The sequence below is a fragment of the Pantoea sp. X-Soil-TKNS-1207 genome (assembly GCF_059730485.1).
The window spans coordinates 1-17,821 of sequence record NZ_AP035961.1; the positions used below are offsets into that span (position 1 = coordinate 1).

Below are 17,821 nucleotides of genomic sequence, written 5' to 3' on the forward strand. Positions count from 1 at the left end.
ATCCGTTATATGCAGAGGCTAATTTAACTGTTGATAAGTGGATCTTTGATATGGCTAAGAAAGTCAACGACTTAGATAGCATGACCGACGAAGTGAACAAAAAAACGGGTGAAGTTGTCCACTTAAACCCTACCGCGAATGCCACTGTTCAGCCCGTTGCGTTGATGCGACTCGGTCTCTTTGTCCCTAATACGGATCATGCGAAAGCAAAAAGCTCAGTAAACGCTGTCAAATCGACGGTTGATGCCAGTGAGGATCTTTACCACCTCGAAGTGGTTAAAAGAGAAGGCTACAAAGACATCTCGATCCGTTCTGAACGACTTGATATGGCGACCGATTTCCGTGTCTGGCTTGGGATCATACGCTCGATCTACGACAACGGCACCTTTGCGGGTAAACTGAAGCTGCCTTTCACCAAATTTTTGCAGAACTGTGGTTTCGACTCCAAGCGCTCCAATAAGGACATGAAAAAGCGCATAGACGACTCTCTGATGCGTTTACGCGGTGTCACCATCCAGTTCCGTAATGATTCCGGCTCGTTGACTACAGGCCTCGTTAACAGCGCTCTGTACAACATAACGAAAAATGAGGTCGAGATAGAAGGGGATGCCCGGCTCGCCGATCTCTACCAGATGGATTACAAAGTCTATCTGCGCCTGAAAGCCATTGATCATCTTCCCAGGAAAGAATCCGCACAGGCGCTTTATACGTTCATTGAAAGCCTGCCCAAAGATCCTGCCCCGGTTTCCATGAAACGCCTGCGTGAACGGCTTCGTTTGAAATCACGAGTGGCATATCAGAACCATATCGTTCGCAAGGCTCTGGAAGAGCTCAAGGAAATCAATTACCTCGAGTATAGCGAGTTCAAGAGGGGGCGTTCAGTGTATTTCAATATTACTAAGCGCAACCCGAACCTCATTCCTGATAAGTCATTGAAGCACAGCAGCACAGCGGAAGCTGAACCGCAGATTGTTGATGAGAAGATGATCTCCAAAATCACCAAGCTCAAGGATTCCGGGTTCTCTGAAGAAGAGATTGCGAAGATCCTTATCAGCCTCGACTCAGAATGATCCCTCATCGCGGCGTATCCAGCATACGACCGCCAACCTTTGCACAATCGTCAGCCTATTCACCTGGTTAGGGGTAGGCTGATTTCCTTCTTAGCGCTCCACTCTCCAGACGATCCTCACCCGCATAAGCTAAAACCAGCATACGACTGGAAACCTTTCTCCTCTTACGACGACATTCTGCATATGACCGATAACTTTTCAGTCGGACACTATGCGTTGTTGCTCCGCAGCGCATACGACAGATAACCTTTCAGCCTTGCAACAGATGGTGATCCCGGCGGTTAAACCGTATCATGCTGTTTAATAGCGTATTAACACCAATTTTATTATTTTCACAGGATCCGTTCCCCTGGAAATGATCCGCTGCTGTTGAGCATATGACGGGCAACCTTTTAGCATACGACTGGAAACTATTGTTTATTAATTCCACGTCGGCTGGAAAAAGCAGATTCGATAATGCGCACTGGCGCCTTAAGTTGCGGGATGCACTCGCCCTGAAGCGGCGTTCATATGCGACATGGACGAGATAAGCTGCGGCAGAGGGGAAATGGTCCAGCATACGACTGATAACCTCTGGCATATGACTGATAACCCAGGAATGCATTTTGAGCAGAGGACCCTGCGATCGCGTCTCTGGCGATAGTGTGATGCTGATTGCATACAACTGATAACTTTTGCATACGACCGCCAATTCATCATCTCTATGTTTCTGAACTTCATGTGGATTAACTTCCGCGTCTGGCCTAGCGTTGCAGCATACGACAGCCAACCTTTTGCATATGGCTGATAACTTTTTACTTCCCTGCTGTGTTCGGCTCTCGTCGAGGCAGAGCGACGACGTCGCCATACGACCGATAACCTTTTACGTAGAGCTAAGCAGAAGGAGGTAAGCCGGGCAGGGGAGGGCGCTTAAGCCGGGCGTACAGCAGCGGCAATTCCTGTGACGGGAAACCTTCTGCATACGACGGATAACCTTTGTTCGTTAACCCTTCGATTTATCGAATGAGGGAAGTGACAGTGTCGCAAAGCCCACATGTTATGCGACTTGCTGCATATGACGGGAAACCTTTTCGGCGTTAGCCGGGATATAGCATATGACGGATAACCTTCGTCACCCGTTCAGCCCGCGGATAATTTTTTTTGAACTGTACAACTTTTTTCTGTTTTACGAAAAATCTTGCACATTACATCTCAGGTTGTACACTGTTGAAAAATTGCCGGTGGGGTTAACTACATGAAAAGTAATTACGGTGGTGTTGACGAGACAGCGCGCAGAGCGAATGCGATGCTGCGCAGCATGAGTGGCGACATCATTGAAAAGCGCCATGAGTTCGGTCTTGACCGCTATTACCAGACCTTTACGCGCAATTCCGTCGCGAATATGCCTAAGCTCAGCCGCCGTGCCGTTGAGCAGGCGATCGATGAGATGGAAGCGCAGGGGCACGAGTTTGGTAAAAAGGATGCCGGCAATGCCAAACACTACGCGCTCACCGTTCAGGACGTGGTGGATATCTATGCCCACCGCAAAGTCCCGAAATACCGCGATTTGCACGAAGGTGAAGGCCCGTTCGTCATTTTCGTCGTAAATCTGAAGGGGGGTGTGTCCAAAACGGTCAGCACCGTCACGCTCGCCCATGGCCTGCGTGTCCATCCCGACCTGCTGCAATATGATCTGCGCAACCTGGTGATTGATCTCGATCCCCAGGCATCCAGCACCATGTTCCTGAACCACGCCAATAGCATCGGTTCAATTATGGAGACCGCTGCTCAGGCCATGCTTAATGATCTCGATGCGCAGCAGCTGCATGAACAGATTATTCAGCCAACCATCATCCCCGGCGTGGATATCATCCCTGCCTCCATCGATGATGGCTTTGTTGCCAGCCAGTGGAACGATCTTGTCCGTGAACATCTGCCCGGCGTGCTGCCTTCCGAGGTGCTTCGACGCAATATCATCGACCGCGTGGGTAAAGATTATGACTTCATCTTTATCGATACCGGCCCGCACCTGGATGCATTTATGCTGAACGCCATCGCCGCCAGTGACTTGCTGCTGACGCCGACACCACCGGCGCAGGTCGATTTTCACTCCACGCTGAAGTACCTGACGCGCCTGCCGGAGATGCTGGAGCAACTGGAAGAAGAGGGGATCAACCCGCGCATTAAGGGCAATATCGGCTTCATGTCCAAAATGACGACGAAACGCGATCATGAAATGACCCATGGTCTGGCCCGCGACGTGTTCACCTCTTATATTCTGGATGCTGCCCTGCCGCGTCTTGATGGCTTTGAGCGCTGCGGTGAGACGTTCGACACCATTGTCAGCGCGGACCCGCAATCCTATCCGGGCAGTGCCGAGGCGCTGAAAAATGCCAAACGCGAAGCGGAACGTTTCACTCAGGCCGTGTTCAAGCGTATCGAATTTGTCAGAGGTATCAAATGAGCAAACCAATGGTAAAAATGGGCCGCACGCTGGGCAACTCAAACTTTTCCAAAATGCTCAGTGAGAGTGAAGGCACGCGCGTATTTGTGCTGAAGTCGGGGAAAGAAGCCCGCTTTATCCTGACGAAAATCCTGCACGATGACATTGAAACCCAGACCTATATTGATTCGTCAGTAAATGGTCGTGACCAGTCGCTGCTCACCCCTGAATCTGTCAGCGACATTGCCCGAACAATCAAACTGCAACAGTTTTTCCCGGCGATTGGCCGTGAAGTGGATGGCCGCATTGAAATTCTGGATGGTTCACGCCGTCGTGCGGCCTGTCTTTACAACGGCACGCCTTTTGAAGTGCTGGTGACAAAAGACGAACTTGATCTGGCTGATGCCCGCCAGCTGGCAGTGGATATTCAGACCGCCAAAGAGCACACGCTGCGTGAACTGGGTAAACGCCTTGAGCTGATGTACAACAACGGCATGAGCCAGTCGGACATCGCCAAAGCGGAAGGGATCTCGCCCTCCAGGATTACCCGCGCCTTCCAGGCCGCCTCAGTGCCTGATGAAATGATTGCCGTCTTCCCGTCCTTAAGCGAACTGGCGATCCCTGATTATCAGTTGCTGCTGGAGATTGCCGGGCAGGCTAAAGCCAGACAGGTCGCGGTGAGCGATGTCGTCGCCGGGGTGCGCGGCAGGATAGAAAAAGATGCGAATTATGATGTTGATGATCCGCTCAACAAAGCAAAAATCATCGGTTTCTTTAAAGCGGAAAGCCATGGGCTGAAAACGCCCAAAAGCACCAAAAAAGTGGTGACGGAAAAGCTGGGTGATTTCAGCGATAAGAAGCAGTTCGCGCGCAAGAAAACCGATGCCGAGAAGCGACTGGTGACTTACGAGTTCTCCCGCATACCGGCGAAGTATCAGCTGGAGCTGGATGCGGCGATAAGGTCAGTCGTTGAAAAAATGCAGGCAGATGAGTAAAAACCTGGCATTTCCTGAACCTGCATCGATAAACGACCACCGTGCAGCGCTACTGCAATGAAACCGGCCATCAGCCGGTTTTTGTTTATCTGAAGAGATAATGCCAGCTTCTATCCCGCCATCTGGTGTCAGATGCGTCGGGATTCTCTCGCATCGCATGAACACCCGCGCATACTTCTCAACGGGACCTTGGTCAGTGCCACCTTCACCCCCCTGGTAACCACTAACCTCTATTCCTCTGATTCAATTGATGTTAGCGGTTACTAACCTTTTCACTAATCAACATTGCTCAGACTTTTAATACCTGTAGCTTGGGTTCACACAGCCTGTTCCATGTCTGGCAGCGGCTAATATTTCATATAGCCATGCTTATCTTACTCTGGAGGTAAGGGCTGCTCATCAGCAACAGACTATCAGTGCCGGGTTCTCTGATTTGTGCAGCCATAGGATTATTTCTTCCTTCTCGCATGATTAGTTATAGGGAGCATTTCACCACCGGTGCTTTTTTTAAGACCGAATTCTTACGCATGTATTACTTAAAGGTATACCGCTACCAGTTCTAATTCTGCCAGATGCCATTCCGGGGATGACATAACTCCAGTGCCAGTATCTCGGCTTATCTTGCGTGTGGGGAAATCTGACCAAAAATTTTTCAGGATCATCAAGAAAAATTACGGTGGCATCTTCAGGAAGGTATTTATGGCAGCTATCGCGTATTACCGGCAGAAAAACAGGCAGCATGAAGGAGATGTGCAGTTTCATCTTAAGGCTCCGTCAGACAGTTTCTATGGTGGCTAAGTCAGATCACTTTCACATCAATGGTGATAGGCGTTATGCAATATTACAGAGGATGTACCGCATGCCGGATGAATAAAGTATGATGAATCAGGACATTTTTTAGGCCAGAGGAAATGGTATGCCATTGCAAATACAGGATATTATTGATCTGCAAACCCTTGTTGAATCAGAGCAGGTTGAGTTCAAGCTGGCTGGAGGTAAGGACGGCAAAGGCGAGCTTCCTAAGGATTTCTGGCCAACATATTCTGCAATGGCAAACGGGAGAGGTGGCTGGGTCATCCTGGGAGTGAAAGAACAGGGAGGAAGCTTCTCTCCAGTTGGCGTAGTCGATCCTGAAAAGATAAAGACTGATTTATACAACCAATTGAACGATCGGGATCGTATCAGCACAAACGTTCTTCAATCTGAAAAAGATGTCCAGCTTGTGTCTTTACAGGGAAGGAAGGTACTGGCAATACACATTCCTCCGGCCTTGAGAAAGCAAAAGCCTGTTCATCTGAAAAAATCGCCATTCGGTAATACTTACCAGCGGCTGCACGAGGGGGATCGCCTTTGTGATGATATGACGGTCAAACGAATGTTGGCTGAGCAGATTCATGACAGCTGCGATAATGAAGTGCTTTCGGAACACTATCTCTTTGAAGAAGATATTGATCACGACAGCCTGAAAGTTTACCGCAACCTACTCTCGGCAAATAATCCTCAGCATCCCTATCTTGCCTGTGAACCTTTTGAACTACTAAAAATGGTAGGTGGCTGGCGTAAAGATCGGGAAAACGGAAAAGAGGGGATTACACTTGCCGGAATATTAATGTTTGGCAAGTGGGAGGCAATTATTGCTGCGTCACCCAACTATATGGTGGATTACCAGGAACGCCCCGAAGCTAAAACTGAACTACGCTGGGTCGATAGGGTAACTCCTGACGGCACATGGTCAGGTAACCTCTTTGATTTTTATCGCAAAGTTTATCAAAAGCTTGTCGCTGATTTGAAAGTGCCTTTTACTCTCGAAGCAGGCCAACGCAAAACAGATACACCAGTACATATTGCGTTGAGAGAAGCTTTAGTTAACACATTGGTCCATGCAGACTTTTCTGACCGAGTATCCATTCTCATAGTTAAACGACCCGACATGTTTGGCTTCCGTAATCCCGGACTTATGCGTCTCCCCCTTGAAGATGTGATAGCTGGTGGAACCAGCGACTGCCGGAATCGCCTCTTGCATCAGATGTTTTTGCTCATTGGCTTGGGGGAAAAGGCAGGGTCGGGGATGCCTAAGATTTTCAGTGGCTGGAAGTCCGCTAACTGGCGAACGCCAAAGCTATGGGAAAAAGCGCTCCCCGCACAGACTCTCCTGGAACTCTCTACTGCAAGCTTGATCCCACAGCATGTATTGGATGATCTGCATCAGAAGTTTGGTGAGAAATTCGATCAACTCGATGATTTTGAACAGGTGATTGTTGCAACAGCAGCCATTGAAGGGTGGGTTAACCATGAGCGTGCCTGTCAGCTTACAACCAAGCATCCCCGCGAAGTTACATTGACGCTACCACGATTGGAAAGTAAAGGCTTTCTGATCGCTGGTGGTGAGCAGAAAAGTAAACACTACACGTTACCCGGTGTTTCCGTTATGACACCAGACGAGGTCTTCTCTCTCGGGGCGATTAATGTATCAACTACCTCCACACATAACGATGAGGACTCCACACATAACGAGATCAGGTCCACACATAATGAAGTTAACTTAACACATAGCGAAGTCATGCCAGAGGGTGGAGGGAAAGGGGTATCCAAAAAATATAATCATAATGTTAAGCGAGATGAGCAGGGGAGAATACTGAATCGCTATATCGACTTACCATATATTGATTCTGTGGCAAATCTAACTGACCCCTTTCGTGATTATCTTTTTGCTCAAGCCGCTGTACCTCGTGAGAAGCTACGCCTTGGCGATAAGACGCTGATGAAGGATGTTATCCTGAAGGTATGCCTGGGGCATTTTATTTCCGTTTCTGCCTTAGGTGAAATACTCAATCGAAACCCTAACGCATTGCGTCAGCAGTATTTGAAGCAACTCGTCGACCAGGGAGAGTTGAAACTGGCATTTCCACAGTACAAAAATGATCCAAAGCAGGGGTATAGTTCTGCAGTGGGGTTGGTAAAATAACCCAGCCGTTAAAAAAACATGAGTTGAAAATGGAAGTGATGATAATTATCAATGTAGATAAGTAATCACTTATTCTTTTTCTGATGAAATATTTTTTGTGAAATTAAATTTATGGATCATGGAAAATACCATTGATCCAGATGGTGTTCTTTATAAATAGTAAGATAAGCAATTGGGTTTCTTAACGTAATGATATCTTTTATGCATGATTTTTTTTGAGGCCGCGTGTGGCGGCCTCTATAAATAATTAAAAATGGAATGCATTATGTCTCACAGTTCATTATGTAGCTTTCATACCCACATTCATTTCCTTCTGCATGGCTGATGAAAGTCCAGCCACCGCGGTTGTTATTTCCGCATACGCGTGTGTGAAGTAAGTTGCCAAGAGTTTTACGATCGTCGTCATTTCTAGCATCCAATCTGCCCCGGTTAGGCATGTTTTTAAAGTCACAGGAGAAGTGAATTATTTGCCCATCCTGAATGTTAGGGACTGTATTATGTAATACGCTTGCGCCGGGCATCCCAAAATTTCCTTGTTGGCCAACGTAAACTAATCGCTGAAAAAAAACTTTGTTTTTCTCAGTGGTAATTTCTGCTTCAAGAACCTGATTGCTCTTTTTTGAGGAAGTTAGCTGAGCCTGAAGTTCAGCCAGGGATTTTCGAGCCTCGTCAGAAGATTTCGGTCCATCGCCAGGTTCGAAGTAAACCCTGTCCGCTGGCATATCTATAGGGTATGGTTGACCATTGAAAGTAATGAGGATATTGGCTGCACGATAGACGGTTGATGTCTCATTATCATAACCGGTTCTCCGGCACGCCAGAGTGAATTCATTTTTTACTTCTTTCATCACCCCTCGAGGAAACTTTACCTCACTATCTTTCTCTGGTGTAAAACAGTCAGCTCCGTTATACATCACCGATGTATTGAAAAAAATTCCTGTGTTTCCCGGCAAATAGTATTGGCCGTGGAAAACAACCTCAGAAGGTCCGTTCCACGAATTCCAGACAGCATAGTTGTAGGTTGACGCAATTTGCATACAAGCATTAAATTGCTTAGCCATGTCCATGAGAGGTTGTTTTTGAGAAGCGAAACCGCTGTAAAAGGAAAATTTTCCACTTTGATAATCGCTACAAAAGGCACTGGTTTTTGAGTATGAACCAAAGAAATTTTTTGCAGTGTTACTAATACTACCGAGCAGGCTCTTACTTTTCTCGCTATATCCGACGTTTAATGAAGTGCCGTCAGAGTTGCACTCATTTTTTGCTATTTCCTCAATTGCATACGCTATCTGTGACTCGGAGCTGTATTGGGTTATGTTGTCTTTATAGACATTTTCGCACTGCTGTGTAGCTTCGTTCGCGAAACATATGCTACTAATAAATCCGGCCAGAACTGCGAATGCATTCAGAGTTGATTTATTCAATTCTAACACTCCTTACATACACGCCAAAAACACACCACTTAAAAAAGTGGTATCCAGAAGCAGATGAAAAAAGAAGAGAATCATTTGATAGAATATCATCGAAGTTAACAATATCAAGTGAGCGATGGTGATCTTTTTTCGGATGTGACACTGCTCAAATTGCTATGGATGCTTATTTTAAATAATCGTGAGTTAGGATTAATTGTTTTCTTGATGGCCTTATAAAGCCTATCTTGTGTGTTTTATTTCCTGGTTTAGTGCAGTAAGAAATATTTATTAATAGATTCAATGGGAATGATAGATTGTGGTGTGAGTAAATTCTTAAAAAGATGGGTCAATTAATGGTTGGTTAGAGAATAAATATGTTTGTCGTTCATGAGCACCCACATGTACTGAAGTGTTTTGCATGTAATTATATGTCTAAGTTCTCTTATCTTAATTTTTCATAATAAATAAAAGTGAGCATTATCATAATATTAATCACCTTACACAGTTATTTCGGGAAGTTAGTCATGCTTTCGCACTACACAGAACGCTGACTCAGGTTCTGTGCATTTGACCTTGCTCATTAGAGTTCTTCGTTTTGTTTTCTCCTCTTTTTCTGCCATCCCAGCGCCAGATATAGGCTGGGAGGCACAGCGCGGAAAAGTGCTTCAATCCTTCTGGGTAGCATCACACCTTCGGTACAACAGCCGGGCAGGTAACAGGCAGAGAGGAATATCGACTCCTGCTCAGGTGCCAGTGCCCGAAACCTGCTGTTATCTTTGACCTCTACCGAAGGCATAGTGAGGCATATCTGCCACTCGGGCATATTCAACATTTTTTCGGCGATATCGGGAAGGTTTTGCCTGGAAAGCCACAGACACAACCCGGCACCGAACTTACGCCACATTTTTACTACTTTGGTCAGTTACACCCGACTGAGTAACTCTGCCTCTTTGTATGGATAACTCTGTTGATACGCTAAGACCCGTTAACTGTTGGCCGATGCGTTGAGGCCAACAGTTAACGGGTCATCGCAGCAGCGGATTATTCAACGACACTGTTATCAGAACAGCCCAGTTCCCGTGCCAGCGTACCTTTCCGGGTTTTAATCGCTTTCGCTATGTTTTTCGGTAAGCCGGACCACAGGGTAAGTTTCGGCGTGGTTTTTTGTTCAATCGACGCGACAGTGGTCTGATATTTACAAAAATCTGCCGCACGCGGCGTCTCCTGATCCATCAGAAAAGCCGAGTATTTCCCCTGATCCGGACGGTTACCGATGTAGAGTATTTTCCAGTAGCCACTGGGAATATGAACCTCGGGCGCACCAGGGAGTGTTTGCGTTACGCGTTCATACAACGGCCCGGTCACGACGTAAACCGCGGAGATGTCACTGCGATTTGCCAGCCTGCGCTCCGCATCCTCCAGTCTGACCCAGGCCCCCTGGTTGAGCGCGGACTTCTGTGGGGTAATGTTGGAGAGATAATTCAGGGAAGGCCAGTCTGACGCATTGCCGAGACCAGCCAGAGGCGCCTGATGACCCCGATCGATGCTTAACGCCGTACTCGCTCCGTCATAGGCGGCGGGACTCAGCGTATCTGAGTCTGGTAAATCAGGATCTTTTCGCCAGGTTCTTATTCGTCCACTTGCTTGCGTTTCTTTGGTGACGGTATAAGCGACCCAGTTGGCGAATCTGGTCTGACTGTTGTTGTTCAGTATGTATGCGGTGCGAAACAGCGTCTGTTCGCTTCCCCCGGAAGGGCACCCGACACCGCACAGGTCCGTGCGCAGCGGATAAGTAGTAACCTGCGGATATTTTCCGGGCACGGCCTGAGGTTTATTTACGGAGCAGGCGCTCAGCAGCAGACTCAGGATGATTAACGGACGCACTGCGATTAACTTAGGTGTCATAGGCGCTTCTGATCCTTCAGATGAAAAATATATAAATGGCAGCCAGATGCACCTCAGAATATGTTTACTGCTGTCCCGTTAATACCGTCATGAGGATGTGGCAATGTATACCAGTGGCAGTCTTCCTGGTTTTTTATCAGATGTGCCATGACGCATTGCTGGATATTATTGAAAGTGTGCACAGGCTGGGATAGCACGAAGGGGAGGATGGAAATCCCTATTTTTAGTCATTACATACCTTCATCAGTAGGGAAAATACCCTGAATTAAATTATCCAGCTTTTTATGTATGATATGCATTTGCTGAGGATTGTGTTTTGCAGCACCCAACTCACCAAACATATCTGAATGATCAATCATAGTTAAGATAACAAGAACTGGATATTCAAACCCTTCGCGCATTTCAAAAGAAACCACAAGCAATGGGTCATGTTCGTCTTTATCATCGAGTACACGGGTGTGATGTAGACCAATATAGAGCGGGGCTATGCTACCACCACGTTTGAGATGGGACTCTTTAAGCCAGCCGTGCTGGTGTTTTTCGCCCTGCGAGTAAATCCAGACTTCATTATTAAACTCCCAGATTTGCTGGAGCTCGTCTATATCCTGAAAATAGGAAAGAACAACCTCATTATCAAAACCATATTCAGCGCTGATTGCGCTGAAAAGGGCACTCGTTTCAACGTGCGAAATCTTTTTTCTTCTGGCCACGGTTGGTTCCTTCAACCATACGATTATCGTCCATTCCCAGGACGTCTTTCATGAATTGTGCACGGCGCTCATCATATGAACTACCTACTATACGCACGCTTCCGGCTTTTCGCGCTTTAGTCAACATGCCTGACAGGTTCTCGGCATTGACTGGGGTATGTTTCATACATCCTCCTGTTTGTTTCTTCGCCAATTGTACCATAGCCACTGTTGTATTACAGACTCCACGTTGTGATGTTCCCTTGAATACATCACCGCTCACCCGGCTGCCAGGTGCCCACATCCTGCGCATCTATCCGTTTCGGCAACAGTTTTGCATCATAGAACGCATCAGCAATCTTTTGCTGTTCCGTCAGGTCGCTGCTTTTTACCGGTTCGATCTGGTAGCTGCGCTGGGCGTTCGCCTGCTCAACGGTTGCTACCGGCAAATTGCCCCACAGCGGTGAAAGGATCTTTGCCGCCGCCGCAGGATGGGCTTTGACCCAGGCCGCTTCCTGACTTAACGCGTTAAACACGGTATTCAGCACCTGAGAATGGGCTTTGGCGTAAGGCGTCGAGACCAGATAGTAGCGCTGATAGCTGGCCAGCCCTTTGCCACTGACCAGCACTCGTGCGTGCTGTTCCACCTTCGCGCTGGTGACGTAGGGTTCCCAGCTCACCCAGGCATCAACGCTGCCATTTTCCAGCGCCGCACGTCCGTCGGCCGGAGTCAGCCAGGCGGCGTTAATGTCGCTGAATTTCAGTCCGGCTTTTTGCAGCGCGGCAATCAGCAGGTAATGGCTGCCTGCGGCTTTGGTCACGGCGATCTTTTTCCCTTTCAGATCCTGAAGGGTTTTTATCGGTGAACTGGCCGGAACCAGAATCGCCTGTGCGGCAGGCGAAGGCGTTTCACGCGCGTAGTAGGTGAGATCGGCCCCTGCGGCCTGAGCGAACACCGGTACGGTATCGGCAACATCGGCGGAGAGATCGACGTTGTTAAGATTCAGCGCTTCCAGCAGCGGCAGGCCGCTGGAAAATTCATGCCAGCTCACTTTTATTCCCTGACCGGCCAGCGTTTTGTCCAGATCGCCACGCTGTTTTATCAGCGTCAGCAGGGTAGAGGATTTCTGGTAGCCGATACGCAAGGTTTCTTCTGCCTGGGCGGTCAAAGAGAAAAGGGCAGTGATCATCAGCGCACCTGCCAGCAGCGGACGTAGAGTGTGCATAGCCGTTCCTTTAAGTATTTATCATTGAAAGCAGGGTAAGATCGCGGTGCCAGCGCACCAACTGCCGTATTTGCATAAGATTTGCCGGATAGCGGTATAGGGCGGTTTTGCGGGTTACGGCAGGATGTTATCAATGGGCAGGCAAATAAGTGAGCTTATTAATTGGCGTATCTTTTGATCATGAGATGTGAATAGCCGGGTTGAGAGAGATTAATGAATGCGCCTCATATGAGCATTCTCTTTTTCGCGTAAATACCCCCCCGTTTTTCATTCATACTCTGTTTCCCCGAAATATGAATACTGAGTTTCCATGCGGCAAAGCCGTTTCGCGGGTGTTCAATCACGCTGGAGGGTCTAATGAAAACACGCAGATTAGGAAATAGCGGTCCTGAGGTCTCTGCCTTGGGTCTGGGGTGTATGGGACTGAGTCAGAGTTACCCGCCGTTCCCGGAAAAACATGAGTCGATTGCGTTTCTGCGTCAGGCCGTTGAAAAGGGCGTCACTTTTTTTGATACCGCAGAAGTTTATGGCCCGTTTACGAATGAAATGATTGTTGGCGAGGCGCTGGCGCCGTTTCGCGATCGGGTGGTTATCGCAACTAAGTTTGGGTTTGATTTTCCGGCAGACAGAACCCGTGATAATGATCGACCGGTTGGGCTGTCCAGCCATCCAGCGTCCATCCGTCGCGCCATTGAAGGTTCGTTGCAACGCCTTAAAACGGACCGTATTGACCTTTACTACCAACACCGTGTCGATCCTGCTGTTCCCATTGAAGAGGTTGCGGACACGCTCGGGCAGCTGATCAAAGAAGGTAAAGTGCTGCACTGGGGATTGTCAGAGGCATCGAGTGAAACGATCCGCCGGGCACATGCGGTGACCCCGGTAACAGCGGTGCAAAGCGAGTATTCCATGTGGTTTCGCCAGCCGGAGCAATCGGTGCTTCCAACGCTTAAAACGCTGGGCATTGGTTTTGTCCCTTTTAGCCCGCTGGGTAAGGCGATGCTGACGGGCCGTTTTGATCAACACGCCACCTTTGACAGCAGCGACTACCGCAGCCAGATACCCCGTTTCAGCGCGGAAAATTTGCAGAGTAACGTGGCGCTGGCGGACTATGTGAAAGCGTTCGCGGCGGAGAAAAGCATCACTCCGGCACAGCTGGCTCTCGGCTGGCTGCTGGCGCAGGAACCGTGGATCGTGCCTATTCCCGGCACCAAAAAGGTTGATCGTCTGGAAGAGAATCTGGGCGGCGCTGAGGTGACGCTTTCGGAAGCGGAGCTGGCAGCAATCCAGAAGAAACTGGATTCGATTGCGATTGTGGGTGAACGCTACCCGGAAGCACAATTAGCACTGGTGCAAAAATAAAGGCCGGATTAAAAGCCAGCCAGCCGCTATTTTTACGCTGAATAAGACTGGCCGTTATAACCCTTTCTGCCCGCGTCCTGCTGGCAGAACTGCCTTATTTATATAATTTCGTAATATCTTCATCGGTTCGGCTGCCATGAATTTCAACCTGAGACAATGCTTCCTCAATACGCTGAAATTCCGTTTCGGAGAGCATCACGTCCACGGCGCCAAGTTTTCGCTAAAGCGCACCTCACGTCTCCTGTCGGGTCAGGCGGAACAAAATTTCGTTGACGCCCACGTCTTCCGGCTGGCTGATAGCAAAGGAAACCATACTGGCGGGGAGGGCAAATTCGCCGCTCGCTTTTAAATTCTTTGCCCGTTCATTATCGGTGACATGGCTCCTTCTCAATCAACGAAAGGAGCATCACGCCCGCGTTATTCATCATCACATCGATGTGGCCGAACGTCTCAACCGCAATGCTGACCCGGTGGCGCACATCGTCGCGCTGCGCGACATCCGTCGTCACAGCCAGCGCCTGGATACGTTCTCATCACCTTTGCGTCCTGGCTGGCGCTTCACCAGACCATTGCTTACGCCGGTAATAACGATAACTTTTCCTGTGAAATTGCGGTTCATTAATCCTCCGGTTGTCTGGTTAGTCGGGTTCTGCCGGGCGAAGGCGGGTCATGATCACCACCGCAGCGACAAGCAGAATAAGTGCGCTGCCGAGAATGGCGCCGTCGTTTCCGCCTTTGTCGATAAGGATGCCCCCCAGTCCGGCACCCGCCGTCACGGCGAACTGAATCGCGGCCACTTGCAGCCCACCGCCGCTTTCCGTTTCATCGGGTACCGCGCCTGTCAGCCATGTTGTCCAGGCAACAGGAACGGCACCGAACACAAAGCCCCAAATGACCACCAGCACGGCCACTGCCGCGGTTGACTGGGCGATATAAACCAGCGCGAAGGCGAGTAAAGACATGAGCAGGGGGGCGACCATCAGCGTCAGGCGTAAACTCTTGCGTAGCATCAGCCCGGTAAAGGACGTGCCTGCAATATTGGCAACACCAAAACAGAACAACAGCGTTGAGACGCCATTGACGCCAAAACCGGCTGCGTTTTCCAGAAACGGGCGCAGATAAGTGAAAAAGGCAAAGTGTCCACCAAAGACAAGCGCCATCCCCAGCATACCTACTCCAATCTGCGGCCGTTGTAGCAGACCGAACAGGACGCCGGGATTTGCCTGGCCCTTGGGTTTCATGTCAGGCAGGACACGCCATTGCCAGATAAGACCCACCGCGCCCAGTATGGCCGCCGCCGCGAACACGCCGCGCCAGCCAATGATGCCCCCCAGCCAGGTTCCCAGCGGGGCCGCGATTGCCATGGCGATAGACACACCGCCAAAAATAATGGATAGCGCGCGGGGGATGCTGTGCGCCGGGACCAGGCGCATGGAAATGGCGGCAGCCATTGACCAGAACCCGCCCAGAGCGATGCCCAGCAATACGCGACCAGCAATTAACATGCTGTAGCTGGCTGCCATGCTGACTAAGGCATTTGATGCAATAAAGAACAGGCTAAACATCAGCAACACATGGCGACGATCCAGCCGCCGCGTTGCGGCAGCGATAAACAAACTGGCAATCATCCCGACGACTGACGTTGCTGCGACCGCCTGGCCAGCAATGCCTTCCGTATTGCCCCGGATTTCCGCATGTTAGTGGTAGGATCGCCCGATTACTTCAGGCGTCATCCTCCGCCACAGACGCCCCATGAATTGATATCTCATAATTGTGCCAACCTGCGGCTCGCAACACATGGTGGTCTCTATGCGTGGGAATTTGCCAGGGACGGTAAACATCTGAACGTTCAGGTCTCAGGGCAGATGATACTCAACACCTCCCCGCAATTGCTGACCGCCGCGTTAGAGGGATATGCCCTGGCGTTTGCACCCGAAAATGTGGTTCAGCCCTATATTGACGCCGGGCAGCTTGTCGCCGTGCTCGAAGACTGGAGTCCTGAGGTGCCGGGCTACCATCTTTATTACCCCAGCCGCCGTCACGCCTTGCCAGCTTTTCAGCTGGTTCTGGACGCGCTCCGTTATCAGCCCGGCTGAGAATTCAGTGTTGTTCCTGACGGGAGATCGCCGCCCATTTCTCATGCCGACGCCCAAGCCACAGGCTCAGCACCAACCACAGGCAGCTGACAGGAACGGCCACAACAGCGATGCCGCTTAAACTCAGGCCCGCCGCAATGAATCCGGCGCAGGTCCAGCTGGCCAGCTGATCCCCCGCGCGATAGACGAAGGTATCGATAAAATTTTTGGTTTTATAACGATCTTCCCGGCTGACTGAAGTAAACAAAATCTCGCGTGCCGGGCGAGCCAGCGCGAAATTGCTGACACGTCGTGTGACCTGCACAGCCACAAACAAACTTATTGAGGGATAGCCAGTCAGCGCGGCAAACCCCAGCGCGCTAATCAGCGGCAGTGCACAGAGTGTCACCGCAACGCCCAGCCATCCCAGAATTCTGCCCGTCAGCAGCAGCTGGAATACCAGGGTAAAAACATTCACCCAGAAATCGATATTCGCAAAAAAGGCGGTTCTGCTACCGCGATCGCTGAAAACCGATGCGGCAATACTCGCCTGATGGAAATATAAAATCGTGGACGTGGTTGAATAAAAGAAAATAAACAAGGCAATGGAGAACAGATAGGGTGAGCGGAAAGTGTGGGTCATACCGGTAAAAATCCCGCCCCCAATGGGTTGCCTGTCTTCTGCATGTTGCGCTGCCGTCGGGGTCTGGCGGTGGTGAGCGTTAGCCAGGCGCTGCGAGGCGAAGACTGAACATTCAATCAACATCATCGCGATCAACAGCAGACCGTTCTGCCCGATCGCCTCAATCGCGCCTGAGGTCACAGCGGAACCCGCTATTCCCCCCAGTGTTGCGCCCGCTGCCAGAAATCCGAACAGCCGCTTGCCTTGCTCCGCACTGAAGATGTCCACGACAAAAGACCAAAACACGGAGACGACAAACAGATTAAAAACAGAAACCCAGATAAAAAACAGTCGGCCAATCCAGATATTTTGCTCTGGTGATGAAAGTTTCAGCACAATCAAAAACGCCAGCAGATTGAGTGAAAAAAAACGGTATGTCAGCCTGATAAATCGTTCACGGCTACAGCGTTTGACTAAATATGAAAATAGCGGATTGACCAGCAGCATAGCCAGCAACGTCCCGGTAAACAGCCACGGGAGATTCCTCACGCCTCCCGCCACGCCCAGTTCATCACGAATGGGACGCAGAATATAATATGAGAGAAAAAGGACGAAAATATACACCCACGCCCATAATAATAATCGCCGCTCAGCCTGACTGACCTGGCTGATATTTAACATGCGACATAGCATCTGCATCAGCCTGTCCAATAGCGCATTACCGCTGGATGAAAACTTCATATTTATCTCAGGGGAATTAAATATCAAAAGGTGAACCCCATCCTGTTAAAGGCTGGTGGCCGCTGAATAGGCTACGCAATACCCTTGCCTGTCACAATACCGATTAATGGCATGGTGATATGAAGAGATTTCATCAGTATGGGCGGGGGTAATTAAATTCCGGGCACGGAAAAGCCACAATGTTACCGTCGGGGTATTGTTATTCTGTGAACCGCAAAGAAAAATAATAACTTAACTGATGAACTCTGCTCATGGTTGTATTTAATTTTTCAGCATAGTGAAGCGAGTGGGGTTGTTATAGGCTCGTTTATAATTTTTATACGACTGGTGTGAATTT

At 49.4% G+C, this 17,821-nt stretch carries 14 protein-coding genes and 2 pseudogenes; 6 read left to right on the plus strand and 10 right to left on the minus strand.

The window, feature by feature from the left end; genetic code table 11:
• Positions 1 to 50 precede the first annotated feature (50 nt).
• The 3 genes from AC6I8V_RS25910 (at position 51) to AC6I8V_RS25920 (ending at position 4,487) form a co-directional block, all read left to right on the plus strand.
• The gene (locus tag AC6I8V_RS25910) at positions 51 to 1,070 is read left to right on the plus strand and encodes a RepB family plasmid replication initiator protein (protein WP_497847123.1); all 1,020 of its coding nucleotides are present in this window, start codon (positions 51 to 53) and stop codon (positions 1,068 to 1,070) included.
• 1,234 nt (positions 1,071 to 2,304) lie between these two features.
• Positions 2,305 to 3,513 (plus strand): AAA family ATPase, encoded by a 1,209-nt coding sequence (locus tag AC6I8V_RS25915; protein ID WP_497847124.1) that lies wholly within the window; start codon positions 2,305 to 2,307, stop codon positions 3,511 to 3,513.
• Positions 3,510 to 4,487 (plus strand): ParB family protein, encoded by a 978-nt coding sequence (locus tag AC6I8V_RS25920; RefSeq protein WP_497847125.1) that lies wholly within the window; start codon positions 3,510 to 3,512, stop codon positions 4,485 to 4,487. The genes AC6I8V_RS25915 and AC6I8V_RS25920 overlap by 4 nt, the downstream gene beginning before the upstream one ends.
• A 507-nt stretch (positions 4,488 to 4,994) precedes the next feature.
• On the opposite strand, the gene AC6I8V_RS25925 is transcribed toward AC6I8V_RS25920, so the two are convergent.
• On the minus strand, positions 4,995 to 5,249 hold the full coding sequence (locus tag AC6I8V_RS25925) for a hypothetical protein (protein WP_497847126.1): 255 nt from the start codon (positions 5,247 to 5,249) through the stop codon (positions 4,995 to 4,997).
• Between the two features lie 154 nt (positions 5,250 to 5,403).
• Here AC6I8V_RS25925 and AC6I8V_RS25930 point away from each other — a divergent pair, with 154 nt between their 5' ends.
• The gene (locus tag AC6I8V_RS25930) at positions 5,404 to 7,452 is read left to right on the plus strand and encodes an RNA/DNA-binding domain-containing protein (protein WP_497847127.1); all 2,049 of its coding nucleotides are present in this window, start codon (positions 5,404 to 5,406) and stop codon (positions 7,450 to 7,452) included.
• Between the two features lie 263 nt (positions 7,453 to 7,715).
• On the opposite strand, the gene AC6I8V_RS25935 is transcribed toward AC6I8V_RS25930, so the two are convergent.
• From AC6I8V_RS25935 to AC6I8V_RS25960, 6 genes and pseudogenes are all read right to left on the minus strand, one after another.
• Complete coding sequence (locus AC6I8V_RS25935) at positions 7,716 to 8,876, minus strand: hypothetical protein (RefSeq protein ID WP_497847128.1); 1,161 nt, start codon at positions 8,874 to 8,876, stop codon at positions 7,716 to 7,718.
• Between the two features lie 506 nt (positions 8,877 to 9,382).
• A pseudogene (locus AC6I8V_RS25940) lies at positions 9,383 to 9,786 on the minus strand (conjugative transfer ATPase); the annotation flags it as partial.
• A 119-nt stretch (positions 9,787 to 9,905) separates the two neighbouring features.
• On the minus strand, positions 9,906 to 10,769 hold the full coding sequence (locus AC6I8V_RS25945; protein ID WP_497847129.1) for a DNA/RNA non-specific endonuclease: 864 nt from the start codon (positions 10,767 to 10,769) through the stop codon (positions 9,906 to 9,908).
• A 230-nt stretch (positions 10,770 to 10,999) separates the two neighbouring features.
• Positions 11,000 to 11,479, minus strand: a complete 480-nt coding sequence (locus tag AC6I8V_RS25950) for a hypothetical protein (protein ID WP_497847130.1) — start codon at positions 11,477 to 11,479, stop codon at positions 11,000 to 11,002.
• Positions 11,448 to 11,645 carry a hypothetical protein gene (locus AC6I8V_RS25955; protein ID WP_497847131.1) on the minus strand — a complete coding sequence of 66 codons (198 nt, stop codon included), beginning with the start codon at positions 11,643 to 11,645 and terminating at the stop codon, positions 11,448 to 11,450. Before AC6I8V_RS25955 ends, AC6I8V_RS25950 begins: the two co-directional genes overlap by 32 nt.
• A gap of 85 nt (positions 11,646 to 11,730) precedes the next feature.
• Positions 11,731 to 12,684 (minus strand): aliphatic sulfonate ABC transporter substrate-binding protein, encoded by a 954-nt coding sequence (locus tag AC6I8V_RS25960; RefSeq protein WP_497847132.1) that lies wholly within the window; start codon positions 12,682 to 12,684, stop codon positions 11,731 to 11,733.
• A 357-nt stretch (positions 12,685 to 13,041) separates the two neighbouring features.
• Here AC6I8V_RS25960 and AC6I8V_RS25965 point away from each other — a divergent pair, with 357 nt between their 5' ends.
• On the plus strand, positions 13,042 to 14,046 hold the full coding sequence (locus tag AC6I8V_RS25965) for an aldo/keto reductase (protein WP_497847133.1): 1,005 nt from the start codon (positions 13,042 to 13,044) through the stop codon (positions 14,044 to 14,046).
• 365 nt (positions 14,047 to 14,411) lie between these two features.
• Here AC6I8V_RS25965 and AC6I8V_RS25970 read toward each other — a convergent pair whose 3' ends face one another.
• Both AC6I8V_RS25970 and AC6I8V_RS25975 read right to left on the minus strand, forming a co-directional pair.
• Complete coding sequence (locus tag AC6I8V_RS25970; RefSeq protein ID WP_497847134.1) at positions 14,412 to 14,555, minus strand: hypothetical protein; 144 nt, start codon at positions 14,553 to 14,555, stop codon at positions 14,412 to 14,414.
• A 129-nt stretch (positions 14,556 to 14,684) separates the two neighbouring features.
• On the minus strand, positions 14,685 to 15,674 hold the full coding sequence (locus AC6I8V_RS25975) for an MFS transporter (protein WP_497847135.1): 990 nt from the start codon (positions 15,672 to 15,674) through the stop codon (positions 14,685 to 14,687).
• A 39-nt stretch (positions 15,675 to 15,713) separates the two neighbouring features.
• On the opposite strand from AC6I8V_RS25975, the pseudogene AC6I8V_RS25980 reads away from it, so the two are divergent.
• Positions 15,714 to 16,142: pseudogene (locus AC6I8V_RS25980) on the plus strand (LysR substrate-binding domain-containing protein); the annotation flags it as partial.
• Between the two features lie 4 nt (positions 16,143 to 16,146).
• Here the strand turns inward: AC6I8V_RS25980 and AC6I8V_RS25985 are convergent.
• Positions 16,147 to 17,442 (minus strand): NTP/NDP exchange transporter, encoded by a 1,296-nt coding sequence (locus AC6I8V_RS25985; RefSeq protein ID WP_497847198.1) that lies wholly within the window; start codon positions 17,440 to 17,442, stop codon positions 16,147 to 16,149.
• Positions 17,443 to 17,821: the final 379 nt, after the last annotated feature.